The organism is Pseudomonas sp. OG7, assembly GCF_014192825.1.
In the GTDB taxonomy this organism is placed as follows: domain Bacteria; phylum Pseudomonadota; class Gammaproteobacteria; order Pseudomonadales; family Pseudomonadaceae; genus Aquipseudomonas; species Aquipseudomonas monteilii.
The window spans coordinates 173,383-199,528 of sequence record NZ_JACHYK010000006.1 but is presented as its reverse complement, the minus strand read 5'-3'; the positions used below and the strand labels follow the sequence as shown (position 1 = coordinate 199,528).

Here is a 26,146-nt window from a genome sequence, read left to right as displayed (position 1 = left end):
TGAATGCGCTCTACGAACCGGTTGAAGGCGTTACCGAGGATGCCGAACTCGTCGTGGTTGTGAATGCGCAAGCGCTTGGTCAGGTCGCCTTCACCTTCGGCAATGTCTTCCATGGCGCGCGTCATGGTGTGCAGCGGCTGCATCAATACGCGGATCAGCAGGCCCAGCAGGCCGATGATGATCACCACCGCTACCACCGTGGCGATCACCGCCGAGGTGCGGAAGGTGCTGAGCATCGAGAAAGCCTTGTCCTTGTCCACCGACAGGCCGATGTACCAGTTGGCCGACGGCAGGCCGGTGATCGGGGTGAAGGTCAGCAGGCGGGCCTGGCCATCGCTCTGCACTTCAGTCAGTTCACCGGTCAGTTTCGGCGTGTGCTGCGGGAACAGGTCCGACAGCGACTTCATCACCAGGTCTTTGTCCGGGTGCACCAGGATCTTGCCCTGATCGTTGACCAGGAAGGCGTAGCCCATGCCGCCAAAGTTCAGCGAGTTGATGATCTGCACCAGGCCGTCCAGGGCCAGGTCGCCACCCACCACGCCGACACTGCTGGACACCTTGCTGAGGATGCCAATGACCATCTTGTTGGTGGTCATGTCGATGTACGGCTCGGTCAGGGTCGCGCCCGCCGCATTCATGCCGTCCTTGTACCAGGGGCGGGTGCGCGGGTCGTAGCCATCGGGCATCTTTGCGTCCGGGCGTACGCTGAAGCCGCCGTCGGTTTTGCCCAGGTAAACGGTAAGGAAGCTGGAAATCAGGGCATTCTGGCCCATCAGTGTTTCGGCGTTGGTCGGGTCCTGGGCAATGTTCTGCGCCAGGTTCTCTACCAGTTTGATACGGCCTTCGAACAGGTTGCGAATGTTGGTCGACGTGGAGGCGCCCATTTCAGCCAGATAGTTTTCCAGGTCCTCGCGGATCGCATTACGCTGGAGGTAATCGTTGTAGAGGGTGAAAAGGCTGAAGGCGAGCATCACGATCAGTGATGCGGCCAAAAGAATCTTGTGGCTGAAACGAAGGCTTTTGTTCATGGCGTAATCGGTTCCGCTAAGGTGTTATATCAGGCGTTCGCTCCGGGGAGCGCAAGGCAGTGCAACATCCCGAAATATCCCTTTTCGGTTGTTCCTCTCTATTAAGGCGAATATCACCCAAAGGTATCGGCCGAATTAAGGTAAAGCTTGAGCAGAGGATTAATGAGATGTCGGAATCTTCGACCATCGTTGTAGGTGCTGGCCCGGATGGCCAGCCAGTAGGGCAAGCGATGCGGCTGGCTAACCGTCACGGTCTGGTGGCAGGTGCAACGGGGACGGGCAAGACCGTCACCTTGCAGCACCTGGCGGAAGTGTTCAGCGACGCAGGGGTGGCGGTGTTCGCGGCCGACGTCAAAGGTGACCTCTGTGGCTTGGGGGCCGCCGGTGCACCACAGGGCAAGGTGGCCGAGCGCATCGCCGGCATGCCCTGGCTGGGGCATACGCCTCGGGCCTATCCCGTGAGCTTGTGGGATATAGCGGGGCAGTCCGGGCACCCCTTGCGCACCACCCTCAGTGAGATGGGGCCGCTGCTGCTGGGCAACCTGCTGGAGCTGACCGATAGCCAGCAAGCCGCGCTGTACGCTGCCTTCAAGGTTGCCGACCGGGAGGGCCTGTTGCTGCTGGACCTGAAAGACCTCAAGGCGCTGCTCGCGCACCTGAAGGACAACCCGCAACTGCTGGGTGAAGACAGCGCGCTGATGACCACTGCCTCTACCCAGGCGTTGTTGCGGCGGCTGGCGACTCTGGAGCAGCAGGGCGCCGAGGCACTGTTCGGTGAGCCGGCATTACAGCTTGAAGACCTGCTACGGCCGGGCCCGGATGGCCGTGGGCGTATCCACCTGCTCGATGCCAGCCGGTTGGTGCACGAAGCGCCCAAGGTTTACGCCACCTTCCTGCTGTGGCTGTTGGCGGAGTTGTTCGAGCAGTTGCCCGAACGCGGGGATGCCGACAAACCGGTGCTGGCATTGTTCTTCGATGAAGCGCACTTGCTGTTCAATGGCACGCCCAAGGCGTTGCAGGACCGGCTGGAGCAGGTGGTGCGGCTCATTCGATCCAAGGGTGTGGGGGTGTACTTCGTTACCCAGTCGCCCGGCGACCTGCCGGATGCGGTGTTGGCCCAGCTGGGCTTGCGTATTCAGCATGGCTTGCGGGCCTTTACCGCCAAGGAGCAGAAGTCGTTGCGAGCGGTGGCCGATGGCTTTCGCCCCAACCCGGCGTTCGACACCCTGGCAGTGTTGACCGAGCTGGGGATTGGCGAGGCGCTGGTGGGTACGCTGGAAGAGAAGGGCACGCCGGCCATGGTGCAGCGGGTGCTGGTTGCGCCGCCGCAGTCGCGTATCGGGCCATTGTCTGCGGCTGAACGCAGTGCGCTGATTGCCGCTTCGCCGCTGGCGGGGCGTTATGACAAACCGGTGGACCGCGAATCGGCGTATGAAATGCTGACCCAGCGCAAGGGCGAGGCCGTGGAACCGGCGCCGCAGCCGAAGGCGGATGAAGAGAGCTTTGCCGACAAGGCGGGGGACTTCTTGCAGAGTGCGGCGGGGCAGGCGATCAAATCGGCGGTGCGCCAGGCGGCCAATCAGCTGGGGCGGCAACTGGTGCGGGGGTTGATGGGGTCGTTGCTGGGGGGCAAGAAGAGGTGATCTGCCTGTGCCGGCCTCTTCGCGCCGAACCACTGTCAACAGGCCGGCACAGGAATAACGCTCATGAAAAAGGCGCCACGGGGGCGCCTTCATTCATTGCGGTATCACTCAGCCAATGGCTTTGGACGCCAGCCAGAACAGGCCGGCCGCCAGGCCCATCGAGGCCGGCAGGGTGAGGACCCAGGCCAACAGGATGGTCTTCACGGTGCCGCCTTGCAGGCCGCTTTTGTTGGCGACCATGGTGCCGGCCACGCCGGACGACAGCACATGGGTGGTCGATACCGGCAGGGCGAACACGTTGGCCATGCCGATGGCGCAGGCCGCGGTGATCTGTGCCGACATGCCCTGTGCATAGGTCATGCCCTGCTTGCCGATCTTCTCGCCGACGGTCAGTACCACGCGCTTCCAGCCAACCATGGTGCCCAGGCCCAGGGCCAGGGCGACGGCCACGATCACCCAGAACGGGGCGTATTCGGTCGTGGCAGTAAGGTCTTTGCGCAGTTTTTCCAGGTCGGCCTTTTCACGGGCCTCCAGGCCTGGCAGCTTGCCAACCTTCTTCGCCGTGTCATCCAGGCACAGCAGGTAGCGGCGCACTTCGACACGCTTGTCGGCACTCAGGCTGTGGTAGTCGGTCACGCCTTGCAGCGAGGCCTGCAGCGCGGCAATGGTCGGCTCGGTCTGCTGCGGGTTGCAGCTGAACTGCTCCGGCAGGTCGCTGGCCTTGGCTTTGCCCAGCGCCAGGAACTCGCCCAGGGTGGCGGCGTTGCGCTGATAGAACTGGCTCATGTGCAGGGTGGCGTCGCGGGTACGTTCGATCTGGTAGGTGGTGCTGTTCAGGTCGAGGACGAACTTGGCCGGGACGATACCGATGAGCACCAGCATGATCAGGCCGATGCCTTTCTGGCCGTCGTTCGAACCGTGCACGAAGCTGACGCCCATGGCGGAAACCACCAGCACCATGCGGTTCCAGAATGGCGGGTGCTTCTTGTCGTCGAGTTTGCGGCGCTGGTCGGGGGTTTTGTGCATCTTCGACAGCGGGCGCCACCACTTCAGGCCGATCAGCACCAGGGCGGCAACGGCGAAGCCGGCCATTGGCGAGACCACCAGCGACATGGCGATGTCGATCGCCTTCTGCCAGTTGACGCCGTCGCCCAGCGGAATGTCGTTGATCAGGGCGTTGGCCAGACCGACGCCGAGAATGGAGCCGATCAGCGTGTGCGAGCTGGAAGCGGGGATGCCAAAGTACCAGGTGCCGAGGTTCCAGGTGATGGCCGCAGCCAGCAGCGAGAAGACCATGGCCAGGCCGTGTCCGGTGTTCACGTTGATCAGCAGCTCTACCGGCAGCAGGTGCACGATGGCATAGGCCACCCCGACACCGCCGAGCAGAACGCCAAGGAAGTTGAACACGCCGGAGAAGAACACGGCGAGGTGCGGCGGCATGGCTTTGGTATAGATGACGGTAGCTACCGCGTTGGCGGTGTCATGAAAGCCATTGATGAACTCGAAGGCGAGTACGAAGGTCAAGGCGAGCAGCAGGCTCACCAACACCCAGGCATCCAGTCCGCTGAATAAATCGATCATGAAGGTTGTCTGGCGGTCATAGGGGGGCGGGATTATGCCAGAAAACCTTGGCAATCGATGCACCTGCTACAGACCGATGGCGATTTTCATGGCGAGCACGTGCTATGCACATCAGCGCTTGCAGGTAGGAAAATGTCCTTTAAATGACGCTAAAACTGGCGAAAAACCGAAAAAATATCGCGAAATGGATCTTCTTCCGAAATTCAAACGGATGTATGAAATTTGTGTAATTCCATTTCACCTTCGGCCTGACGGTAAAGATAGACCGCGCTCGGGGCCGGGCGACGACGCGCTGGCGTGGCCTGGGTTCAGGGATTGTCGCTGCGCAGTTCCTTCTCCATACGTTGCAGTTCCTGGTTGAAGGACTGGTCACGGATGCTGGCACGTTTGCGCCAAGGTTTGCGTTCTGGATCCGGTTGTGCGGCGTAAGTGGTGACTTCGCCACCGTAGACATCTTTGAAGCGCTCAGCCTGGCGCTCGAGTTCTGCGCGCAGTTCGTCTTTTGTCACATGTAGTACCTGAATAAGTGGGATGACTGTTGTTATGCGTTGTGCAGCGTGCACATGCCTTGCAGCCTGCAACGGCTTCAAACAGCGGAAGGTTGCACTGTCACGGACGCATCGGGCCTGCGTTATCGATTATAGCAACCGATAATTCACCGAACATCGTTATTTACCCAACACTGACATCATCTGACATAAGTAATGGGCAGTGTCGGGAAACAGTTTGGACCTTTCGTACAAGTTTGAAAGGCAAGGCGGATAAAAGTTCGCTGCAACGCCGGGATGAGGCCCGAATGAAAAACGGCCTCGCCAAAAGGCGAGGCCGTTGCCTGGGGACTTCTACGGTGGGTACCTGACCAGTCTCTCCAAAGAAGCCACAAGTGGCATGAGCAAGGTATAAGCAAACGTGTCGGCGGTCAATTGCGATTATCGGCCGTTTGTTCGATAATCGCACGAACCGGCGTTTTTTTTGAGGTGTGCGATGAGTGACGAAACCCTGGCCAACGAATCCGGCAATTCGGAAGTGGCACGGCCTGCTTCGGCTGCCATGGCGCCGCCGATCGTGGCTTCTCCGGCCAAGCGCATCCAGGCCTTTACCGGCGACCCGGACTTCATGACCTCCCTGGCACGTGGCCTGGCCGTGATCCAGGCGTTCCAGGAGCGCAAGCGCCACCTGACCATCGCCCAGATCAGCCACCGTACGGAAATCCCTCGTGCAGCGGTGCGCCGTTGTCTGCATACGTTGATAAAGCTGGGTTACGCCACCACCGACGGGCGTACCTATTCGCTGCTGCCCAAAGTGCTGACCCTGGGGCATGCCTACCTGTCGTCGACACCGCTGGCGATTTCTGCCCAGCCATACCTGGACCGTATCAGCGATCAGTTGCACGAGGCGGCCAACATGGCCACGCTCGAAGGTGACGACATCCTTTATATAGCCCGCTCGGCCACGGTGGAGCGGCTGATTTCGGTCGACCTGTCGGTGGGCGGGCGCCTGCCGGCCTACTGCACGTCGATGGGGCGCATTCTGCTGGCGGCCCTGGACGACACCAGCCTGCGCGAGTACCTGGAGCGTGCCGACCTTAAAGCGCGCACCAGCCGTACCCTGCATGACCCTGAATCGTTGTTCGCCTGCATCCAGCAGGTGCGCGCTCAGGGATGGTGCGTGGTGGACCAGGAACTGGAGCAGGGGCTGCGATCGATTGCGGTGCCGGTGTATGACGCTTCGGGGCAGGTGTTGGCGGCGTTGAACGTGAGTACCCACGTAGGGCGAGTGACGCGCAGTGAACTGGAGCAGCGTTTCTTGCCGATTTTGCTCGCTGCCAGCCGCGACCTTTGTCATCAGTTGTTTGGTTGAATTTGCCGGGGCCGCAAGGCGGCCCCCAAATAGAACAGGCAAAACCGTTTCCTGTGCGATAAACGCACAGTGTCGTTCCGGGTGAATTGCTTCACTTGCGCCCGCTGATTAATGTTTCTCGCAACGGTCGGCCCTGCCTACCGAACAAGAAAAACATAAGAGGCACATAACATGAATACTGTCCCCTCGCTGCCGCGGCCGCACCCGCGCGCAGTACCGTTGTATCCAGGCTGACGCAGGCCATATTCCCCACTCATCGCCCTCTGTGCCGGTTGCCCGTGTGCAGTGGTCTGGCTGTGCCCTACATTCTGGATAACAACAATGAACCAAGCGCAAAACAACGTCGGCAAAAGCCTCGACGTTCAGTCGTTCATCAATCAGCAGCCGCTGTCCCGCTATCAGTGGCGGGTCGTGCTGTTGTGCTTCCTGATCGTCTTCCTCGATGGCCTGGACACTGCCGCCATGGGCTTCATCGCCCCGGCCCTGTCGCAGGAGTGGGGGATCGACCGTGCCAGCCTCGGCCCGGTTATGAGTGCCGCATTGATCGGCATGGTGTTCGGCGCCTTGGGCTCCGGGCCGCTGGCTGACCGCTTCGGCCGTAAAGGTGTCCTGGTGGGCGCGGTGCTGGTGTTCGGCGGTTTCAGCCTGGCTTCGGCCTATGCCACCAACGTCGACCAGTTGCTGATACTGCGCTTTCTGACGGGCCTGGGCCTTGGTGCCGGTATGCCCAACGCGACCACGCTGCTGTCCGAATACACCCCTGAGCGCCTCAAGTCGTTGCTGGTCACCAGCATGTTCTGTGGTTTCAACCTGGGCATGGCGGGTGGTGGCTTCATTTCCGCCAAGATGATCCCGGCTTACGGCTGGCACAGCCTGCTGGTTATCGGTGGGGTGCTGCCGCTGCTGCTGGCGTTGGTGCTGATGGTCTGGCTGCCGGAGTCGGCGCGGTTCCTGGTGGTACGCAACCGAGGCACCGACAAGGTGCGCAAGACCCTGTCGCCCATCGCGCCACAGGTGGTGGCCGAGGCCGGCAGCTTCAACGTACCGGAACAAAAGGCCGTGGCCGCACGCAACGTGTTTGCGGTGATCTTCTCCGGCACTTATGGCTTGGGCACCCTGCTGCTGTGGCTGACCTACTTCATGGGCCTGGTCATCGTCTACCTGCTGACCAGCTGGCTGCCAACCCTGATGCGGGACAGCGGCGCGAGCATGGAGCAGGCCGCATTCATCGGTGCGCTGTTCCAGTTTGGCGGCGTGCTCAGTGCGGTCGGTGTGGGTTGGGCCATGGACCGTTTCAACCCGCACAAGGTCATCGGCATTTTCTACCTGCTGGCCGGGGTGTTCGCTTACGCCGTGGGGCAGAGCCTGGGCAACATTACCGTGTTGGCCACGCTGGTACTGATTGCGGGTATGTGCGTGAACGGCGCGCAGTCAGCAATGCCTTCGCTGGCTGCACGCTTCTACCCGACCCAGGGCCGGGCCACGGGTGTATCGTGGATGCTGGGCATTGGCCGCTTTGGCGCGATTCTCGGGGCCTGGAGTGGCGCAACGCTGCTGGGCCTGGGCTGGAACTTCGAGCAGGTGCTGACGGCATTGCTGGTGCCGGCGGCGCTGGCGACCGTGGGCGTGATCGTGAAAGGGCTGGTGAGCCACGCAGACGCGACCTGAGGCCGGTAAAGCGCAAGAAGGGGATCGGTAGGTTTGCAACAAATGGTTCGTTAATCGCACAAATAGTCGATTATCGGATTGTAAGCGACCTGCCAGTCTCCTTAATCTGAGCTCACTGAAGCACCCTGACCAGTAGCCTCCAGCAGACCACCCCCGAACCACTGAAGTCGAGCCGTCCGCCCTGCGTGACCTCGAAGCCCGTACCGCAGGAGAAGCTTAATGCGCGACGTATTTATCTGTGACGCTATCCGCACCCCGATCGGCCGCTTCGGCGGCGCCCTGGCCGGCGTGCGTGCCGACGACCTGGCTGCCGTGCCGCTGAAGGCGCTGATCGAGCGCAACCCGAGCGTACAGTGGGATCAAGTCGACGAAGTGTTCTTCGGCTGCGCCAACCAGGCCGGTGAAGACAACCGTAACGTGGCGCGCATGGCGCTGCTGCTGGCCGGCCTGCCCGATAGCATCCCGGGTGTTACCCTGAACCGCCTGTGCGCGTCAGGCATGGATGCCATCGGCACTGCCTTCCGCGCCATCGCCAGCGGCGAAATGGAGCTGGCGATTGCCGGTGGCGTCGAGTCGATGTCGCGTGCCCCGTTCGTCATGGGCAAGGCCGAAAGCGGCTATTCGCGCAACATGAAGCTGGAAGACACCACCATCGGCTGGCGTTTCATCAACCCGCTGATGAAGAGCCAGTACGGCGTGGACTCCATGCCGGAAACCGCCGACAACGTGGCCGACGATTATCAGGTTTCGCGTGCTGACCAGGACGCCTTTGCCCTGCGCAGCCAGCAGAAAGCGGCAGCCGCCCAGGCCGCCGGCTTCTTCGCCGAAGAAATCGTGCCGGTGCGCATTGCGCACAAGAAAGGCGAAACCATCGTCGAGCGTGACGAACACCTGCGCCCGGACACCACGCTGGAAGCCCTGACCAAGCTCAAGCCGGTCAACGGCCCGGACAAGACAGTGACCGCCGGCAATGCCTCGGGCGTGAACGATGGTGCTGCGGCGCTGATCCTGGCGTCGGCTGAAGCGGTGAAGAAGCACGGCCTGACGCCACGCGCCCGCGTTCTGGGCATGGCCAGTGGCGGTGTTGCCCCACGGGTAATGGGCATTGGCCCGGTGCCGGCGGTGCGCAAGCTGACCGAGCGCTTGGGTGTGGCAGTCAATGATTTCGATGTGATCGAGCTGAACGAAGCTTTTGCCAGCCAAGGCCTGGCGGTGCTGCGTGAGCTGGGTGTGGCCGATGATGCGCCGCAGGTGAACCCTAATGGCGGTGCGATCGCCCTGGGCCACCCGCTGGGTATGAGCGGTGCGCGCCTGGTGCTGACGGCACTGCACCAGCTGGAGAAGAGTGGTGGGCGCAAGGGCCTGGCAACCATGTGTGTAGGGGTTGGGCAGGGTCTGGCTTTGGCCATCGAGCGGGTGTGACCTGTACCGGCCTTTTCGCGGGCAAGCCCGCTCCCACAGGATAATTGTTGCCCACTGCACAACAAAAACCTGTGGCAGCGGGCTTGCCCGCGAAGAGGCCGGTCTTGTTAGACACAAGGCCAATTGCCAGCCAGAAAGCGGAACGAGTGTGTTACCAGGTATGTCTAGACTTACCTGGGACCCTCTTGGAGTAAAACCGTCATGACCTCAACCTATTACACCGGCGAAGAACGCAGCAAGCGCATCTTCGCTATTGTTGGTGCCTCATCAGGCAACCTGGTGGAATGGTTCGACTTCTACGTCTACGCGTTCTGCGCGATCTACTTTGCCCCGGCCTTCTTCCCTTCCGACGACCCTACCGTGCAATTGTTGAACACGGCAGGTGTGTTCGCCGCAGGCTTTTTGATGCGCCCCATCGGTGGCTGGATCTTCGGCCGCCTCGCTGACCGCCATGGTCGCAAGAATTCCCTGATGATCTCGGTGCTGATGATGTGCTTCGGCTCCCTGATGATCGCCTGCCTGCCCACCTATGCCAGCATCGGCACCTGGGCGCCAGCGCTGCTGTTGCTGGCCCGCCTGATCCAGGGCCTGTCGGTAGGCGGCGAATACGGCACCACTGCCACCTACATGAGTGAAGTGGCGTTGCGCGGTCAGCGCGGCTTTTTTGCTTCGTTCCAGTACGTCACCCTGATCGGCGGCCAGTTGCTGGCGGTGCTGGTGGTGGTGATCCTGCAACAGTTGCTCACAGAAGATGAGCTGCGTGCCTGGGGCTGGCGCATTCCATTCGTGGTTGGCGCCATTGCCGCGCTGATCTCGATGATGCTGCGCCGTTCGCTGCACGAAACCAGCAGCGCCGAGACCCGCCAGGACAAGGACGCCGGCACCATCAAGGGCCTGTTCCGCAATCACGCAGCGGCCTTTGTGACCGTGCTCGGCTATACCGCGGGTGGCTCGCTGATCTTCTACACCTTCACCACTTACATGCAGAAATACCTGGTGAACACGGCCGGCATGACGGCAAAAAACGCCAGCTACGTGATGACCGGTGCGTTGTTCCTGTTCATGGTGCTGCAGCCGTTCTTCGGCATGCTGTCCGATCGCATCGGCCGGCGTAACTCGATGCTGCTGTTCGGGGCGCTCGGTACCCTGTGCACCGTGCCGCTGCTGATGGCGCTGAAAACGGTGACCAGCCCGTTCATGGCCTTTGTACTGATCAGCCTGGCGTTGTGTATCGTCAGTTTCTACACCTCGATCAGCGGCCTGGTGAAGGCCGAGATGTTCCCGCCGCAGGTGCGTGCGCTGGGTGTGGGCCTGGCCTATGCAGTGGCGAACGCGGCATTCGGCGGCTCTGCCGAGTACGTGGCCCTGGGCCTGAAGACCCTGGGTATGGAAAACACTTTCTACTGGTACGTGACGGCCATGATGGCGATTGCCTTCCTGTTCAGCCTGCGCCTGCCGAAGCAGGCGGCGTACCTGCACCACGATGATTAAGGACGTGGCATGACCAACCAACTGTTCGACGCCTATTTCACCGCGCCGGCCATGCGCGAGATCTTCTCCGACCATGGCCGCTTGCAGGGCATGCTCGATTTCGAAGCTGCGCTGGCCCGTGCCGAAGCCGCTGCCGGGCTGGTGCCGCATAGCGCCGTGGCCGCCATCGAGGCAGCTTGCCAGGCCGATCGCTATGACGTTGGCGCGCTGGCCAATGCCATCGCCACTGCGGGTAATTCGGCAATCCCGCTGGTGAAGGCGTTGGGCAAGGTGATTACCAGCGGCGTGCCTGAGGCCGAGCGCTATGTGCACCTGGGCGCCACCAGCCAGGATGCGATGGACACCGGGCTGATCTTGCAACTGCGCAATGCCCTCGACCTGATCGAAGCCGACCTTGGCACGCTGGCCGATACCCTGTCGCAGCAAGCCTTGAAGCATGCTGATACCCCACTGGTTGGCCGCACTTGGTTGCAGCATGCCACCCCGGTGACCCTAGGCATGAAACTGGCTGGCGTGTTGGGCGCCTTGACCCGCCACCGCCAGCGCCTGCAGGAACTGCGCCCGCGCTTGCTGGTGCTGCAGTTCGGCGGTGCCTCGGGCAGCCTGGCAGCCTTGGGTAGCAAGGCGATGCCGGTTGCCGAGGCGCTGGCGGAACAGCTGAAGCTGACGCTGCCGGAGCAACCCTGGCACACCCAGCGCGACCGCCTGGTGGAGTTTGCCTCGGTGCTGGGCCTGGTGGCCGGCAGCCTGGGCAAGTTCGGCCGCGATGTCAGCTTGCTGATGCAGACCGAGGCGGGGGAGGTGTTCGAGCCTTCCGCGCCGGGCAAGGGGGGGTCTTCCACCATGCCGCACAAGCGCAACCCAGTGGGCGCTGCCGTGCTGATCGGCGCCGCCACCCGCGTCCCTGGTCTGGTATCTACCCTGTTCGCCGCCATGCCGCAGGAACACGAGCGCAGCCTGGGCCTGTGGCATGCCGAGTGGGAAACCCTGCCGGATATCTGCTGCCTGGTTTCCGGCGCTCTGCGCCAGGCCCAGGTCATCGCCGAGGGCATGGAAGTGGATGCAGCGCGCATGCGCCGTAACCTCGACCTTACCCAAGGCCTGGTGCTGGCCGAAGCGGTGAGCATCGTGCTGGCCCAGCGCCTGGGCCGCGACCGTGCCCACCACCTGCTGGAGCAATGCTGCCAGCGCGCCGTGGCCGAACAGCGTCATTTGCGTGCCGTGCTGGGGGACGAACCGCAGGTCAGTGCCGAACTGTCTGCCGAAGAACTTGATCGCCTGCTCGACCCTGCCCACTACCTGGGCCAGGCGCGCGTCTGGGTGGCGCGCGCCGTGACCGAACATCAACATTTTACTGCCTGAAGGAGACCGCTGTGGCGCACTTGCAACTGGCCGATGGCGTTTTGAACTACCAGATCGATGGCCCGGAAAACGCCCCGGTACTCGTCCTGTCCAACTCGCTGGGCACTGACCTGGGCATGTGGGACACCCAGATTCCACTGTGGAGCCAGCACTTCCGGGTGCTGCGCTACGACACCCGTGGCCACGGTGCCTCGATGGTCACTGAAGGCCCCTACAGCATCGAACAACTGGGGCGGGACGTGCTGGCCCTGCTCGATGGCCTGGACATCCAGAAAGCGCACTTCGTCGGTCTGTCGATGGGCGGCTTGATCGGCCAGTGGCTGGGCATCAACGCCGGTGATCGCCTGCGTAGCCTGACCCTGTGCAACACTGCCGCCAAGATCGCCAATGACGAGGTGTGGAACACCCGTATCGATACCGTGCTCAAAGGCGGCCAGCAGGCCATGGTCGACCTGCGCGATGCGTCCATCGCCCGTTGGTTCACTCCAGGCTTCGCCCAGGCCCAGGCAGACGAGGCCCAGCGCATCTGCCAGATGCTGGCGCAAACCAACCCGCAAGGCTATGCCGGCAATTGCGCAGCCGTGCGTGATGCCGATTACCGTGAGCAACTGGGCCGCATCCAGGTGCCGGCGCTGATCGTTGCCGGTACCGAGGACGTGGTGACCACCCCTGAACATGGCCGCTTCATGCAGGCCGGTATCAACGGTGCCGAGTACGTCGACTTCCCGGCTGCACACCTGTCGAACGTCGAAATCGGTGAGGCCTTCAGCCGCCGCGTGCTCGACTTCCTGCTCGCTCACTGAGGACAACGCCATGGACGAGAAACAACGTTACGACGCCGGCATGCAAGTGCGCCGCGCGGTGCTGGGCGATGCCCATGTGGACCGCAGCCTGGAAAAGCTCAACGACTTCAACGGCGAGTTCCAGGAGATGATCACCCGCCATGCCTGGGGTGATATCTGGACCCGCCCGGGCCTGCCGCGCCATACCCGCAGCCTGATCACCATCGCCATGCTGATCGGCATGAACCGCAACGACGAGCTGAAACTGCACCTGCGCGCGGCGGCCAACAACGGTGTGACCCGCGACGAGATCAAGGAAGTGCTGATGCAAAGCGCGATCTACTGCGGCATCCCGGCGGCCAACGCCACCTTCCACATGGCCGAGTCGGTGTGGGACGAGCTGGGCGTAGAATCGCGCCAGTAAGCGTTATTGCTGAAGCCTGACCGGCCCTGCAGAGGTTTCCACGGCCGACTTCAGGGCCGGGCACAGGCCCAGCATGAACGCGGCTTCTGCCACCACGAACAGCGGCCCGATGATCAGGCCGCTGACATCGTCGACAAAGGCCGGTTTACGGCGTTCGTAGTAATGGCCGACGAACTGGATGACCCAGCCCAGCACGAATGCCCCCAGCCCGGCGCTTAGCCACAGCACTGTGGTCTGCATTGCCAGCACCTGGCCTACCCACAGGCACAACCCCAACAGCAGCCCCATCACCAGCCCGAAGCGCAGGTCCAGGCGCAGGTAGAACCATACCGACGCCGCTGCTGCCAGCAGGGCAGGGGATAGCCACATGCCGGCCACCTCCCAGCCTGGGCGCGATAGCAAGATGGTGACGGCCAGCACGATCATGGGGATGCCGACGAAGTGGGTGGCGATGTTGCGTGGGTCGCGGTGGTAGCTGGCGTACTGGCTCAGGTGGTCGACGAGGTTCTTCATTGTTGTGCCTCCCTGTTCAGCGTTGTTTTGCCTGATAGTGAACAGGATAGCCCGCAGCCACCAGCATCATCAGCTCAGCGAATGGCAGCAGCCCGTACTGGCGTATCCAGCCCCACCAGCGTCTCGATCATCGCCCGCGCAGCCGGCGACAATCGATAACCACTGCGGCTGACCACCCCACAGCGCACGCTCAACACTTCCAAAGCAGGCGGTAAGTTGCGCCAGTGCAGGCGCACCAGTGTGCCGGCGGCCAGGTCTTCGGCCACGGCCTCTTCGCTGGCGGTACCGATGGCATCACTGGCCTGTACCACGCTGCGCAGCACCGCCAGATGCTCGGTTTGCAGGTGCGGAGTGAAGTCGTTGCGCCCGCTCAGGTTGGCCAGGCGCTTGCGCACACCGGGGGCGAGCAGGGCGCTGGCCAGTGGGTAGCTGAACAGGTCGTTGGTCGACAGGCTGTCCTTGGCCAGCAGCGGATGGCCCGGGCGGCAGAAGAACAGCCCTGGGCGTGGCGACAAGGGCTCGGTGTGGAAATTGGGGTCGGCTTCGAACGGGCGGATATCATCGACGAAAAACTCGATCTGTTCGCGGCGCAAGGCCTGACCGAGGCGTTCGCTGTTGTCCACGAGCAGGGAAGTGCGGATACCGGGATGGCGCTCGATGAAGTGGCGCAGGGCGTCGGGCACCAGGCGCACGGCCAGGGCCGGGCCGCTGCCGAAGTGCAACTCGCCGGCGTCGAGCTTGGTCATCTGCAGCACTTCGTTGCTCAGCTGCGCGGCGCCTTGAACCAACCGGCGGGCATGTTGCAGCACCACCAGACCTTCGGGGGTAGGCGGCAGGGCTTTGCTGGCGCGGTCTACCAGCGGGCAGCCGAAGGTGTGTTCCAGGCCTTGGATGGCACGGCTGAAGGCGGGCTGGGTGATGCCCATGGCCTCGGCGGCACGGACGAAACTGCGGTATTCGGTAAGGGCGATGAAGTAGCGCAGCTGGCGGAGGTCCATGTCACGGCTCTGGGGCGGGGATCAGGGGCCTATTCAAGCGGTTACAGCTTATGTCGTCAAAGAAGGTTTTAGGATTTGTTTATAGCTTAAAGTTATTTTATTGGGCATCTGGCCTCTTCGCGGGCACGCCCGCTCCCCAGGGTCACCACAGTTTTCAAAAGCTGTGGTGACCCTGGGGAGCGGGCGTGCCCGCGAAGAATTTAAAGGAGGTTCAGCGGGTAACTCACAATCAACCGGTTCTCATCGAACGCATTGGTGCTGAAGTCCCGGCGCATGGTGGAGTTGCGCCATTTCACCGACAGGTCCTTGAAGCTGCCCGACTGCACCACGTACGCCAGTTCGGTCTCGCGTGCCCACTCCTTGCCATCATCCACGCTGCCCACGGTGACGTTGTCACCCTTGATGTAGCGGTTCATCAACGTCAACCCAGGCACGCCAACGGTGGCGAAGTTGAAGTCATGGCGCACCTGCCAGGAGCGTTCTTTGGCATTGTCGAAGCTGGAGTTGTAGCTGTCGTTAGCCAAGGTGCCACCACTGGTGCCGTTGACCCGCATCCAGGCATCGTCGCCGCTGACCTTTTGCAGGCCGACGTAGAAGGTGTGGCCTTGGTAGCGTGCCGAGAGCATGGCAGAGGCGGTGCGGTTGTCCAGCTTGCCGGCGCGTTCGGCACCGTCTTCCTTGCCGATGAAGTAGCCCAGGTTGGCACCCAGGGTCCAGTCGCCCAGCGGTTGGCTGTGCGTCAGGTTGAGGTATTGCTGGCGGTAGATGTCCTTGAGCTGGGCATTCCACAGGCCAATCATGGTGCGCTTGTCGTTGAAGGTGTACTCACCGCCGCCGAAGTTGAAACGGTCGGAGGTGAACGCGCCTTTGCCGTTCATCGACATGTCTTCCATGCTGGCGTCGTTACGCGGGCTGTTGCCGCGGAACTGGCCGGCGTACAAGGTCAGGCCGGCGATTTCCTTCGAGGTCAGCTGGCCGCCGCGGAAGGTCTGTGGCAGCGAGCGGCCGTCGTCCGAGCGCAGGATGGGCAGTACCGGCATCCATTCACCGACTTTCAGCTCGGTTTCGGACAGTTTGGCTTTCAGTGCGACACCCAGTCGGCCGAAGTCATCGGCCGGGCGGCCGTCATCATGCACGGGCAGCAGGTGCGTGTTGGTGGTGCCTTTGCCGCCGTCGAGCTTGACCGAGTACATGCCAAGTACGTCCACGCCGAAACCGACGGTGCCTTGGGTGAAGCCGGAGCGGGCGTCGAGAATGAAGCTTTGTGTCCATTCTTCGGCCTTGGCCTGCGGGTGGGCGGGGTCGACGAAGTTGCGGTTGATGTAGAAGTTGCGCAGGTTGAGGGTGGCCTTGGCGTCCTCCATGAAACCGCCTTCGGCGGCGAACAGCGGGAAGGCGCAGGACATGGCCAACAGGCCGGGCAGCAGCTGGCGTGCGGGTTGCAAAGTGCTCATCTGTCGTGGATCTCTTGTTTTTATGGGTCGAGCCGGTGCACTGCTGGATCGAGCCTGCAGGTGCGGGTCTTTTGGATGAACTTGGGCAACGTTGCGTGAGGGGATGGTGCGGGGTAGTGCGGGGCTGAGGCAATTCGCCGCAAGCGGAATGGGGCGATAATCGAACGGAATGTTCCGGTTGGTTAATTAATTTCCTCCGGCAAATAAAAAGCCCACCGCAAGGGTGGGCCTGATGCTGTTACATCACCAGTCAGCTTTTCGGTACGTCCACCGATGCCTGCTGATTGGCCTGCCCGGTCTGCTCATACCAGCCACCACCGAGCGCCTTGTACAGGTTGACCTCGCTGGTCAACTGCGACAGGCGGTCGGTGATCAGCGATTGTTGGGCACTGAACAGGTTGCGCTGGGCATCGAGGAAGGTCAGGTTGCTGTCGATCCCGATGCGGTAGCGGCGTTCGGCCAGGCGGTAGTAGTCCTGGTTCGCCTGCACCAGGTCACGCTGGGCCTGCAGTTGCTCTTCGAAGGTTTTTCGTGCCGCCAGGCCATCGGAGACTTCCTGGAAGGCGGTCTGGATGGTTTTTTCGTACTTGGCGACGTTGATGTCCTTCTGGATCTTCGAGTAGTCCAGGCTGGCCTTCAGGCTGCCGGCGTTGAAGATCGGCAGGTTGATCTGCGGCTGGAACAGCCAGGTGCCCTGGCCGCCCGAGAACAGGTGGCCCATGTCGGGGCTCAGGCTGCCAGCGTTGGCCGTCAGGCTGATGCTCGGGAAGAACGCTGCGCGGGCGGCGCCAATGTTGGCGTTGGCGGCCTTGAGCAGGTGCTCGGCTTCCTGGATGTCCGGGCGACGCTGGAGGATGTCCGATGGCAGGCCGGCTGGCACTTCGGCCAGTTGGTCGGCATCGAGCTGCAGCGGCTTGGCCAGGTCGGCCGGAATACCGGTGCCCAGCAACACGGTCAGGCTGTTGACGTCCTGGGCGACCAGGCGCTGGTACTGCGAGTACTTGACGCGGGCGCCTTCCACGGCGGTGCGCGCCTGGCTGACATCCAGTGCCGAAGCCACGCCGACTTCGTTGCTGCGACGGGTGAGGTTGTAGCTTTCCTCGTAGGTCTTCAGCGTTTCTTCGGTCAGCTTGAACAGCGCCTGATCGGCCTGCCAGGTGTAATAGGCGTTGGCCACGCTGGCCACCAGGGCGATCTGCGTGGAGCGGCGCGCCTGCTCGCTGGACAGGTAGGTTTCCAACGCCTGCTCGGTGAGGCTGCGCACACGGCCGAACAGGTCCAGCTCATAGGCACTGACGCCCAAGGTGGCCGAGTACTGGCTGGTGATGCCCGATTCACCGGTCTGCGACATGTTTGCCGGCACGCGCTGGCGGCTGCCGCTGCCGGTGGCCGAAACCGCCGGGAACAGGTCGGCACGCTGGATGCGGTATTGCGCGCGGTAGGCGTCGATGTTCAACGCGGCGACGCGCAAGTCGCGGTTGTTGACCAGCGAGGTCTGGATCAGCTGCTGCAGTGCCGGGTCGTGGAAGAACTGGCGCCAGCCCTGTTCGGCGGCGGCAACGTCTGCCGACTGGGTCGGCGAGTACGCAGGGCCTTGCGGCCACTGCGCTGCCACCGGCGATTCCGGGGTCTGGTAGTCGGGAATCAGCGAGCAGCCGCCAAGAATGAAAGCGGTTACCGCCAGGGACAACAAAGACTTGGTCATTGCCCAGCCTCATAACGTGGAGTTTCAGGGGTGACGTCTTTTTCCGGCTCTTTGCTGCCGAACAGCGACGACACTGCGACGAAGAATAGCGGTACCCAGAAGATAGCCAGCACGGTCGCACTGATCATGCCACCGATCACGCCGGTACCAATGGCGTGCTGGCTGCCGGCACCGGCGCCACTGGCGATGGTCAACGGTACCACGCCGAGGATGAACGCCAGCGAGGTCATGATGATCGGGCGCAGACGCATGCGGCACGCTTCGATCGCCGCGTCGTACAGGCTGCGGCCTTGCTCGTGCAGTTCCTTGGCGAACTCGACGATCAGAATGGCGTTTTTCGCCGCCAGGCCGATGGTGGTCAACAGGCCGACCAGGAAGTACACGTCGTTGGACAAGCCGCGCAGGCTGGTGGCGATCAGGGCACCGATGATACCCAGCGGTACTACCAGCACTACGGCGATCGGGATCGACCAGCTTTCGTACAGGGCGGCCAGACACAGGAACACGAACAGTACCGAGAGGGCGAACAGCGCCGGCATTTGCGAGCCGGAGAGTTTTTCCTCGTAGGACATGCCGGTCCAGGAGAAGCCAATGCCGCTTGGCAGTTCGCCAGCAATGCGCTCGACCTCGGCCATGGCTTCACCGGTACTGTAGCCCGGCGCTGGCGCACCCAGGATTTCCATCGCCTCGACACCGTTGTAGCGCGACAGCTTCGGCGAACCGTAGGTCCACTCGCCCTTGGCGAAGGAGGAGAACGGCACCATCTCGCCAGCGCCATTGCGCACGTACCACTTCTGCAGGTCTTCCGGGCTCATCCGGGCGTTTGGTTCGCCCTGGATGTACACCTTCTTGACCCGGCCACGGTCGATGAAATCGTTGACGTAGCTGGCACCCAAGGCAATCGACAGGGTGTTGTTGATGTCGGCGATGGTCACGCCCAGGGCGCTGGCACGTTCGTCATCGATGGTCAGTTGGTACTGCGGCTCGTCGTTCAGGCCGTTAGGGCGCACGGCACTGAGGATCTTGCTTTGTGCAGCCTTGGCCAGGAACTGGTTGCGCGCTTCCATCAGCTTCTCGTGGCCGACACCGCCGCGGTCCTGCAGGAACACGTCGAAGCCGGTGGCGTTACCCAACTCCAGTACTGCTGGCGGGGCGAAGGCGAACACCATTGCATCGCGGAAGGTGAAGAAGTGCTGTTGGGCACGTTGGGCCAGGGCGAACACGCTGTTCTCCTTGGAGCGCTCGTCCCAAGGCTTGAGCATGATGAACGCCATGCCCGAGCTCTGGCCGCGACCGGCGAAGTTGAAGCCGTTGACGGTGAACACGGAGGATACGGTGTCGGCTTCTTCCTTCAGCAGGTACTCACGCATCTGGTCGACCACCACCTGGGTACGCTCGGCACTGGAACCGGCCGGGGTCTGTACCTGGGCGAACAATACGCCTTGGTCTTCCTCAGGCAGGAAGGCGGTAGGAATACGGGCGAACAGCCAGATCATGCCAACCACGATCAGTGCATAGGCCAGCAGGAACGGCACCTTGTTGCGCAGGATGGTACCAACGCTGCGTTCGTAGCCGGTTACGCTGCGGTCGAAGTTGCGGTTGAACCAGCCAAAGAAGCCACGCTTGGCCACATGGTGCTCGCCCTTCTTCAGCGGCTTGAGCATGGTGGCGCACAGGGCCGGGGTGAAGATAAGCGCCACCAGCACCGACAGGCCCATGGCCGAGACGATGGTGATGGAGAACTGCCGGTAGATCACCCCCGTGGAACCACCGAAGAACGCCATGGGCAGCAGTACCGCCGACAGCACCAGGGCAATACCCACCAGGGCACCCTGGATCTGCTCCATCGAGCGCTTGGTCGCTTCCTTGGGCGGCAGGCCTTCCTCGGACATTACCCGCTCGACGTTCTCCACCACGACGATGGCGTCGTCCACCAGCAAGCCGATGGCCAGGACCATGGCGAACATGGTCAGGGTGTTGATGCTGAAGCCCGCAGCGGCCAGGATGCCGAAGGTACCCAGCAACACCACCGGAACGGTCATGGTGGTGATGATGGTGGCGCGGAAGTTCTGCAGGAACAGGTACATCACCAGGAACACCAGGACCACGGCTTCGATCAGGGTGTGGATCACGCCGCTGATCGATTCGGTGACCACCGGGGTGGTGTCATACGGGAATACGGCTTTCACCCCCGGCGGGAAGAACGGTTCCAGGTCGGCGATGGTCTGGCGCAGCGCCTTGGCGGTGTCCAGGGCGTTGGCGCCGGTTGCCAGTTTTACCGCCAGGCCGGAAGCCGGCTTGCCGTTGAACTGGGCGCTGACCGCGTAGTTTTCGCCGCCCAGGCCTACCTGGGCGACATCACCCAGACGCACCTGCGAACCATCGCTGTTGACCTTGAGCAGGATCTTTTCGAACTGCTCGGCAGTCTGCAGACGGGTCTTGCCGATGATGGTGGCGTTCAGCTGGGTACCCGGCAACGCTGGCAGGCCGCCGAGCTGACCGGAAGACACCTGCACGTTCTGCGCGGCCACGGCGGTCTTGACGTCGACCGGGGTCAGCTGGAACTTGTTCAGCTTGGCCGGATCGAGCCAGATACGCATGGCGTACTGGGCACCGAACACCTGGAAGTCACCCACGCCCGCAGTACGCGAGATCGGGTCCTGCATGTTGGAGACGATGTAGTTGGCCAGGTCGTCCTTGGTCATGCTGCCGTCTTCGGACACCAGGCCGATCACCAGCAGGAAGTTTTTAACGGCCTTGGTAACGCGGATACCTTGCTGCTGCACTTCTTGCGGCAGCAGCGGGGTGGCCAGGTTCAGCTTGTTCTGGACTTGCACCTGCGCAGTGTCGGCGTTGGTGCCTTGTTCGAAGGTAGCGGTAATGGTCATGCTGCCGTCGGAGTTACTTTCCGACGACACATAACGCAGGTTGTCGATACCGTTGAGCTGCTGCTCGATCACCTGTACCACGGTGTCCTGCACGGTTTGCGCCGAGGCGCCCGGGTAGGTCACGGCGATGGCGATGGCCGGCGGCGCGATGCTGGGGTACTGGTTGATCGGCAACTTCAGGATCGACAAGGCGCCGACCAGCATGATCACCAAGGCGATCACCCAGGCGAAGATCGGGCGATCGATAAAGAACTTCGACATGGTTTACTCCGCTTTGGCGTCTGCTTTCGCCGCGTTGGCCTGATCAGGGCTGGCCGGCTTCTTGACGTTGGTGGCTTCGCTGACCTTCACTTCGACGCCCGGGCGCACGTACTGCAGCCCTTCGGTGATCAGGCGGTCACCCGGGTTGAGGCCTTCCTCGATCAGCCAGTCGCTGCCCAGGGTACGGTTGGCCTTGAGCTGGCGCAGCTCGACCTTGTTCTCCTGGTTGACCACCAGCGCGGTCGGCGCGCCTTTGAGGTCGCGGGTCACGCCCTGTTGCGGCGCCAGGATGGCGTTGGCGTTGACACCGGCCTTCAGCCGCGCATGCACGAACATGCCAGGCAGCAAGGTGTGGTCGGGGTTGGGGAAGATGGCGCGCAGGGTGACCGAGCCGGTGGTCTCGTCAACCGCGACTTCGGAGAACTCCAGACGACCTTCCTGCTTGAACAGGCTGCCGTCTTCCAGCACCAGCTGTACCGAGGCGGTGTTGTCGCCGGCCTTCTGCAACTGGCCGCTTTCCAGGTCACGGCGCAGCTTGAGCAGCTCGGCGGTGGACTGGGTGACGTCGACGTAGATCGGGTCGAGCTGCTGGATGGTGGCCATGGCGTTGCTCTGGCCATTGCTCACCAGCGCACCTTCGGTGACCGAAGAACGGCCGATACGGCCACTGATCGGTGCCAGCACCTTGGTGTAGCGCAGGTCGATCTGGGCGCTTTTCAGCGAAGCCTCGGCCTGCAATCGTTTGGCATTGGCGTCGTCGTATTCCTGTTTGGAAACGGCTTGCTCGTCGATCAGTTGCTTGTAGCGCTCGGCCAGCGAGCGGGTAGCCTGCAGGTTGGCCTGGGCATTGGCCAGGGTGGCTTCGTACACGGCAGGGTCGATCTGGTAGAGCTGCTGGCCTTCCTTGACCTCACTGCCTTCCTTGAACAGGCGCTTGAGGATAATGCCGTTGACCTGCGGGCGCACTTCGGCGACGCGGTAGGCACTGGTACGCCCCGGCAATTCCGAGGTCAGGGTGAAGGCTTGGGGCTGGATGGTCACGACGCCGACCTGAGGAGCCTGCGCCGCTGGCGCTGCTTCTTCTTTCTTACAGCCACTGAGCAGGGTTGCCAGGGCGACGGCGGAAACCAGAGCGGTAACGGCTGGCTTGAATTGCATGAGGATCCTCGGGTCGCTGGAGCAGGGAGACGCTCAAGAGTAGTGGAAGTGTCTTGATCTGGAAAAGTTGCTATCCGGTGGATAAATAGCTTGCTAAGGAATATACTTACATTCATGGTTGTTTGTAAATACCGCTGAGTTGTACTGAGGTACCGCCACAGCCCTTGATTAGCTCATCCGCGAGGCCCCCTGCAGAGGTGCCCCCGGAGCGTTCCCCGTACGCGCTGCGCGTTCGGTCCAGATGAGGTTGTACTGCCATGGTCCGTCGAACCAAAGAGGAAGCCCAGGAAACCCGCGCCCAGATCATCGAGGCGGCGGAAAAGGCCTTCTACAAGCGCGGGGTTGCGCGAACCACCCTGGCCGACATCGCCGAACTGGCGGGTGTGACGCGCGGGGCGATCTACTGGCACTTCAACAACAAGGCCGAACTGGTGCAGGCGCTGCTCGACAGCCTGCACGAGACCCATGACCATTTGGCGCGGGCCAGCGAAAGCGAGGACGAAGTCGACCCGCTTGGCTGCATGCGCAAGCTGTTGTTGCAGGTGTTCAACGAGCTGGTGCTCGATGCCCGAACCCGGCGTATCAATGAAATCCTGCATCACAAGTGCGAGTTCACCGATGACATGTGTGAAATTCGCCAGCAGCGCCAGGGCGCGGTGCTGGATTGCCACAAGGGCATCACCCTGGCGCTGGCCAATGCCGTGCGCCGGGGCCAATTGCCTGGCGAGCTGGATGTCGAGCGCGCGGCGGTGGCCATGTTTGCCTATGTCGATGGCCTGATCGGGCGCTGGCTGTTGCTGCCTGACAGTGTCGATCTGTTGGGTGATGTCGAACAATGGGTCGACACCGGGTTAGATATGCTGCGCTTGAGCCCGGCGCTGCGCAAATGACAGTTTGTTAAGGATTGTGAGGGAGTGTTTCCCCTTTGTATTAAGCGGGGATTAAAGGCGGGGCCGGCGGGTGGCCCCGTGCCTCAGCGCCCCCGCAGTTGCCGGTCGGGCAATGCCACTGCTGCTGCCAGCCCGAGCACCGCAATCAGGGCACTCCCCATCAGCAAATGACGGAATGTTTCAGTCAGGCGCGCCTGTGTCACCAAGTCCACTTCACCGGCCTTCAGGCTCCCCAGCAACGGGTTACCCAGCATTTCAAATCCGCCCTGATGCAGCAGCGCCAGCAACAGGCTGGACATGCAGGCCACGCCCATGGCCCCGCCCAGCGAACGGAAAAGGTTGGTGGTACTGGTGGCCACACCAATGTCTTTGCTTTCCACCGCGCTTTGCGTGCCCACCAGCGATGTCGGGAACTGCAGCCCGCAGGCGATGCCGGTCAGCAGCATGAACAGCGCGCTGAGCAAAGCCGATTGTGGCGGCGTCAGCGCCATGGCGAAAATGGCCACGGGCATCAACAATGCACCGGCCAGGATCTGCGGCTTGTAGCGCCCCGTGCGGCTGGTCATGCGACCGCCGGTGAAGGCGCCAAGGGGCAGGCCCATGGCCAGTGGCAACAGGTGCAGCGCGGCGCTGTCGGCGCCAGCACCCGTGATGCCCTGGTAGCGCAACGGCATGAGCATCGTCAGGGAAATCGACTGGAAGCTGGCGAAAAAGATCACCCCCCAGCACAGCACCGCCACCCGATTGCTGAACAGGCCCAAGGGCAATAGCGGCTCCGGGCAGCGCCGCTCATGTGCGATGAACAACGCAAGGCCCAGTACAGCGCAGGCGAACAGGGCCAGTACGGCAGGATCAATCCAGGCGTGGCCCTGACCGACCAAGGTGATGCCCAGCAACAAGCTGCCCAGGCCGAGGATCAGCAGCACGGCACCGAGGTAATCCACCTGGGCCTCGCGGCGTTGCGCCGGCATGCCACCGAGGGCACGGCGGATCGCCCACAAGGCAACCAGCCCCAGCGGCAGGTTGATCCAGAATACCCAGCGCCACGACAAGTACTCGGTCAGCCAGCCGCCCAGCACTGGCCCGGCGACGCTGGCCACGGCGTACATGCTGCTGAAATAACCTTGGTAGCGGCCGCGCTCACGCGGTGGCACGAAATCGCCGATGATCGCCTGGCTGACCGAGACCATGCCGCCCGCGCCAATGCCTTGCAGTACACGGGCCAGCACCAGCTGTTGCATGTCCTGGGCCATGGCGCACGCGATGGAGGCCAGGGTGAACAGGCTGATACCGGTCAGGATCATCCGCCGCCGCCCGTACAGATCGCCCAGTTTGCCGTAGATCGGCACGGCCACGGTCATCGCCACCATGTAGCCGGAGATGACCCAGGCCAGTAGGCCGACATCGTTGAACTGGGCCGAGATTGCCGGCAGCGAGACAGCGACGATGGTCTGGTCCAGTGCGCCGAGGAAAATGGCCAGCATGAGAGCGGTGAGCACGTTGCGCAGGGTGGTGGGGGGCAGGGCGGCGGTCACGGGAATACCTTGTCTGTCTGTTACGGCCTCTTTGGGCAAGTCGGATTGTAACCTGAGTTAGGTAGCTTCCTATGTACTATCTGCATCCCCTATGCCGAATCGGCATTGGCGCATTCATCCAGTGCTGCATGGCTGCGTGATATCGTTGGTATGCCACAGAGGCTGAAATTCGCGGCCCGCACCAGCTTGGTGCAACATTCTGCCGCAGGTTTTTCAGTGTGCTGTCTCCCACACCTTTTATTCCTCTGCCTGCATGTCGAGCATGACCGCCCAGATGGCGACGGTTGGAACAGGTCAGGTAGACCCGATTACAGGGGTCGGTAGTTACCGTTCAAATTTCAACTTAAATTGCGGAGTGATCATGCCCAAGGCTTCCCATCAAGATCTGCGTTTTGCCTTCCGCGAGCTGCTCGCTTCAGGTTCCTGTTACCACACTGCATCGGTGTTCGACCCGATGTCGGCGCGCATTGCCGCAGACCTCGGCTTCGAGGTCGGTATCCTCGGTGGTTCCGTTGCTTCGTTGCAGGTATTGGCCGCGCCGGACTTTGCCCTCATTACCCTCAGCGAGTTCGTCGAACAAGCCACCCGTATTGGCCGGGTAGCGCAGCTGCCGTTCCTGGCTGACGCCGACCATGGCTATGGCAACGCATTGAACGTGATGCGCACGGTGATCGAGCTGGAGCGCGCCGGCGTGGCTGCGCTGACCATCGAGGACACCCTGCTGCCCGCCCAGTTCGGGCGCAAGTCCACCGACCTGATTCCGGTCGAGGAGGGCGTTGGCAAGATTCGTGCGGCGCTGGAGGCGCGGGTCGACTCGTCGTTGTCGATCATTGCCCGCACCAACGCAGGCGTGCTCACCACCGAAGAAATCATCGTGCGCACCCAGAGTTACCAGAAAGCCGGTGCCGATGGTATCTGCATGGTGGGGGTAAAAGACTTCGAGCAGCTTGAGCAAATTGCCGAGCACCTGACCGTACCGCTGATGCTGGTCACCTATGGCAACCCGAACCTGCGCGATGACGAGCGCCTGGCGCGCCTGGGCGTGCGTATCGTGGTCGATGGTCACGCGGCCTACTTTGCTGCCATCAAGGCCACCTACGACTGCCTGCGCCTGCAACGTGGCCAGCAGAACAAGTCGGAAAACCTCAGCGCGACCGAACTCTCGCACACCTACACCCAGCCCGAGGACTACATCCGCTGGGCCAAGGAATACATGAGCGTGGAAGAGTGACCGGCGGCGCGCCGTCAACTCAACGGACGGCGCTCAAGGTTGCGGTGTGAGGCACGCAATGTGCCTGCTCGCAGCTGTTGGCGGCACTGGGCTGGCTGCGTAGCAGCTCGGCGCGCCAACAGGCTGAGCCGTACAGCCCTGCGACAGCAGTCAGGGCCATGACAAGGGCGACTCTTCTTGATTTGATGCCCATGGTACTCACCTCCTGTTACAGCGACAGGTGATACCTTTAATCGTAGGTCATTTCTCACG

19 protein-coding genes and 1 pseudogene are annotated in these 26,146 nt (G+C 62.3%); 10 read left to right on the top strand and 10 right to left on the bottom strand.

What is annotated here, in order from left to right:
• Positions 1–11: 11 nt before the first annotated feature.
• Positions 12–971 (bottom strand): annotated as a pseudogene (locus tag FHW75_RS27205) (cache domain-containing protein); the annotation flags it as partial.
• 224 nt (positions 972–1,195) lie between these two features.
• Between FHW75_RS27205 and FHW75_RS16430 the strand changes: the two are divergent.
• Positions 1,196–2,671 carry a helicase HerA-like domain-containing protein gene (locus tag FHW75_RS16430; RefSeq protein WP_019099607.1) on the top strand — a complete coding sequence of 492 codons (1,476 nt, stop codon included), beginning with the start codon at positions 1,196–1,198 and terminating at the stop codon, positions 2,669–2,671.
• Between the two features lie 108 nt (positions 2,672–2,779).
• Here the strand turns inward: FHW75_RS16430 and FHW75_RS16425 are convergent, their stop codons facing one another.
• Together FHW75_RS16425 and FHW75_RS16420 are read right to left on the bottom strand one after the other, a co-directional pair.
• Positions 2,780–4,252 (bottom strand): inorganic phosphate transporter, encoded by a 1,473-nt coding sequence (locus FHW75_RS16425; RefSeq protein ID WP_025753929.1) that lies wholly within the window; start codon positions 4,250–4,252, stop codon positions 2,780–2,782.
• 308 nt (positions 4,253–4,560) lie between these two features.
• Positions 4,561–4,761 carry a hypothetical protein gene (locus tag FHW75_RS16420; protein ID WP_025753928.1) on the bottom strand — a complete coding sequence of 67 codons (201 nt, stop codon included), beginning with the start codon at positions 4,759–4,761 and terminating at the stop codon, positions 4,561–4,563.
• Between the two features lie 475 nt (positions 4,762–5,236).
• On the opposite strand from FHW75_RS16420, the gene pcaR reads away from it, so the two are divergent.
• The 7 genes from pcaR (at position 5,237) to pcaC (ending at position 13,261) form a co-directional block, all read left to right on the top strand.
• Positions 5,237–6,112 carry a pca regulon transcriptional regulator PcaR gene (gene pcaR / locus FHW75_RS16415; protein ID WP_019099604.1) on the top strand — a complete coding sequence of 292 codons (876 nt, stop codon included), beginning with the start codon at positions 5,237–5,239 and terminating at the stop codon, positions 6,110–6,112.
• Between the two features lie 321 nt (positions 6,113–6,433).
• Positions 6,434–7,780, top strand: a complete 1,347-nt coding sequence (locus FHW75_RS16410) for an MFS transporter (RefSeq protein WP_019099603.1) — start codon at positions 6,434–6,436, stop codon at positions 7,778–7,780.
• A gap of 219 nt (positions 7,781–7,999) precedes the next feature.
• On the top strand, positions 8,000–9,202 hold the full coding sequence (gene pcaF, locus FHW75_RS16405; protein ID WP_016713635.1) for a 3-oxoadipyl-CoA thiolase: 1,203 nt from the start codon (positions 8,000–8,002) through the stop codon (positions 9,200–9,202).
• 201 nt (positions 9,203–9,403) lie between these two features.
• The gene (locus FHW75_RS16400; protein WP_183674087.1) at positions 9,404–10,693 is read left to right on the top strand and encodes an MFS family transporter; all 1,290 of its coding nucleotides are present in this window, start codon (positions 9,404–9,406) and stop codon (positions 10,691–10,693) included.
• Between the two features lie 9 nt (positions 10,694–10,702).
• On the top strand, positions 10,703–12,055 hold the full coding sequence (locus FHW75_RS16395; protein WP_183674085.1) for a 3-carboxy-cis,cis-muconate cycloisomerase: 1,353 nt from the start codon (positions 10,703–10,705) through the stop codon (positions 12,053–12,055).
• An 11-nt stretch (positions 12,056–12,066) separates the two neighbouring features.
• Positions 12,067–12,858 carry a 3-oxoadipate enol-lactonase gene (gene pcaD, locus FHW75_RS16390; protein WP_084297064.1) on the top strand — a complete coding sequence of 264 codons (792 nt, stop codon included), beginning with the start codon at positions 12,067–12,069 and terminating at the stop codon, positions 12,856–12,858.
• 10 nt (positions 12,859–12,868) lie between these two features.
• Positions 12,869–13,261 (top strand): 4-carboxymuconolactone decarboxylase, encoded by a 393-nt coding sequence (gene pcaC / locus FHW75_RS16385; RefSeq protein ID WP_003251949.1) that lies wholly within the window; start codon positions 12,869–12,871, stop codon positions 13,259–13,261.
• A 3-nt stretch (positions 13,262–13,264) separates the two neighbouring features.
• On the opposite strand, the gene FHW75_RS16380 is transcribed toward pcaC, so the two are convergent.
• The 6 genes from FHW75_RS16380 to ttgA form a co-directional block, all read right to left on the bottom strand.
• The gene (locus tag FHW75_RS16380; protein WP_183674083.1) at positions 13,265–13,774 is read right to left on the bottom strand and encodes a DUF962 domain-containing protein; all 510 of its coding nucleotides are present in this window, start codon (positions 13,772–13,774) and stop codon (positions 13,265–13,267) included.
• A 74-nt stretch (positions 13,775–13,848) separates the two neighbouring features.
• Positions 13,849–14,772 (bottom strand): LysR family transcriptional regulator, encoded by a 924-nt coding sequence (locus FHW75_RS16375; protein WP_019099598.1) that lies wholly within the window; start codon positions 14,770–14,772, stop codon positions 13,849–13,851.
• 200 nt (positions 14,773–14,972) lie between these two features.
• A complete protein-coding gene (locus FHW75_RS16370) occupies positions 14,973–16,226 on the bottom strand; it encodes an OprD family porin (RefSeq protein WP_025753923.1) in 1,254 nt (417 codons plus the stop codon).
• A 250-nt stretch (positions 16,227–16,476) separates the two neighbouring features.
• Entirely contained in the window at positions 16,477–17,931 is a 1,455-nt protein-coding gene (locus tag FHW75_RS16365; RefSeq protein WP_016713642.1) for an AdeC/AdeK/OprM family multidrug efflux complex outer membrane factor, read from the bottom strand.
• Entirely contained in the window at positions 17,928–21,080 is a 3,153-nt protein-coding gene (ttgB, locus tag FHW75_RS16360; protein ID WP_025753922.1) for a multidrug efflux RND transporter permease subunit TtgB, read from the bottom strand. The genes FHW75_RS16365 and ttgB overlap by 4 nt, the downstream gene beginning before the upstream one ends.
• Positions 21,081–21,083: 3 nt before the next feature.
• Positions 21,084–22,238, bottom strand: a complete 1,155-nt coding sequence (gene ttgA, locus FHW75_RS16355; RefSeq protein WP_019097259.1) for a toluene efflux RND transporter periplasmic adaptor subunit TtgA — start codon at positions 22,236–22,238, stop codon at positions 21,084–21,086.
• A 257-nt stretch (positions 22,239–22,495) separates the two neighbouring features.
• Between ttgA and ttgR the strand changes: the two genes are divergently transcribed.
• On the top strand, positions 22,496–23,128 hold the full coding sequence (gene ttgR, locus FHW75_RS16350; protein WP_019097258.1) for an efflux transport transcriptional regulator TtgR: 633 nt from the start codon (positions 22,496–22,498) through the stop codon (positions 23,126–23,128).
• 83 nt (positions 23,129–23,211) lie between these two features.
• On the opposite strand, the gene FHW75_RS16345 is transcribed toward ttgR, so the two are convergent.
• On the bottom strand, positions 23,212–24,663 hold the full coding sequence (locus FHW75_RS16345; protein WP_016713646.1) for an MDR family MFS transporter: 1,452 nt from the start codon (positions 24,661–24,663) through the stop codon (positions 23,212–23,214).
• Between the two features lie 361 nt (positions 24,664–25,024).
• Between FHW75_RS16345 and FHW75_RS16340 the strand changes: the two genes are divergently transcribed.
• Complete coding sequence (locus tag FHW75_RS16340; protein WP_016713647.1) at positions 25,025–25,894, top strand: oxaloacetate decarboxylase; 870 nt, start codon at positions 25,025–25,027, stop codon at positions 25,892–25,894.
• The last annotated feature ends 252 nt before the right edge of the window (positions 25,895–26,146 follow it).

Bases quoted from the DNA above. Each gene is read 5' to 3' on its own strand.
- ttgR (WP_019097258.1), top strand. From the start codon at position 22,496: ATGGTCCGTCGAACCAAAGAGGAAGCCCAGGAAACCCGCGCCCAGATC.
- FHW75_RS16410 (WP_019099603.1), top strand. From the start codon at position 6,434: ATGAACCAAGCGCAAAACAACGTCGGCAAAAGCCTCGACGTTCAGTCG.
- FHW75_RS16400 (WP_183674087.1), top strand. From the start codon at position 9,404: ATGACCTCAACCTATTACACCGGCGAAGAACGCAGCAAGCGCATCTTC.
- pcaC (WP_003251949.1), top strand. From the start codon at position 12,869: ATGGACGAGAAACAACGTTACGACGCCGGCATGCAAGTGCGCCGCGCG.
- pcaF (WP_016713635.1), top strand. From the start codon at position 8,000: ATGCGCGACGTATTTATCTGTGACGCTATCCGCACCCCGATCGGCCGC.
- FHW75_RS16430 (WP_019099607.1), top strand. From the start codon at position 1,196: ATGTCGGAATCTTCGACCATCGTTGTAGGTGCTGGCCCGGATGGCCAG.
- FHW75_RS16370 (WP_025753923.1), bottom strand. From the start codon at position 16,226: ATGAGCACTTTGCAACCCGCACGCCAGCTGCTGCCCGGCCTGTTGGCC.
- FHW75_RS16380 (WP_183674083.1), bottom strand. From the start codon at position 13,774: ATGAAGAACCTCGTCGACCACCTGAGCCAGTACGCCAGCTACCACCGC.
- ttgA (WP_019097259.1), bottom strand. From the start codon at position 22,238: ATGCAATTCAAGCCAGCCGTTACCGCTCTGGTTTCCGCCGTCGCCCTG.
- FHW75_RS16425 (WP_025753929.1), bottom strand. From the start codon at position 4,252: ATGATCGATTTATTCAGCGGACTGGATGCCTGGGTGTTGGTGAGCCTG.
- FHW75_RS16375 (WP_019099598.1), bottom strand. From the start codon at position 14,772: ATGGACCTCCGCCAGCTGCGCTACTTCATCGCCCTTACCGAATACCGC.
- FHW75_RS16340 (WP_016713647.1), top strand. From the start codon at position 25,025: ATGCCCAAGGCTTCCCATCAAGATCTGCGTTTTGCCTTCCGCGAGCTG.
- pcaR (WP_019099604.1), top strand. From the start codon at position 5,237: ATGAGTGACGAAACCCTGGCCAACGAATCCGGCAATTCGGAAGTGGCA.
- FHW75_RS16365 (WP_016713642.1), bottom strand. From the start codon at position 17,931: ATGACCAAGTCTTTGTTGTCCCTGGCGGTAACCGCTTTCATTCTTGGC.
- ttgB (WP_025753922.1), bottom strand. From the start codon at position 21,080: ATGTCGAAGTTCTTTATCGATCGCCCGATCTTCGCCTGGGTGATCGCC.
- FHW75_RS16395 (WP_183674085.1), top strand. From the start codon at position 10,703: ATGACCAACCAACTGTTCGACGCCTATTTCACCGCGCCGGCCATGCGC.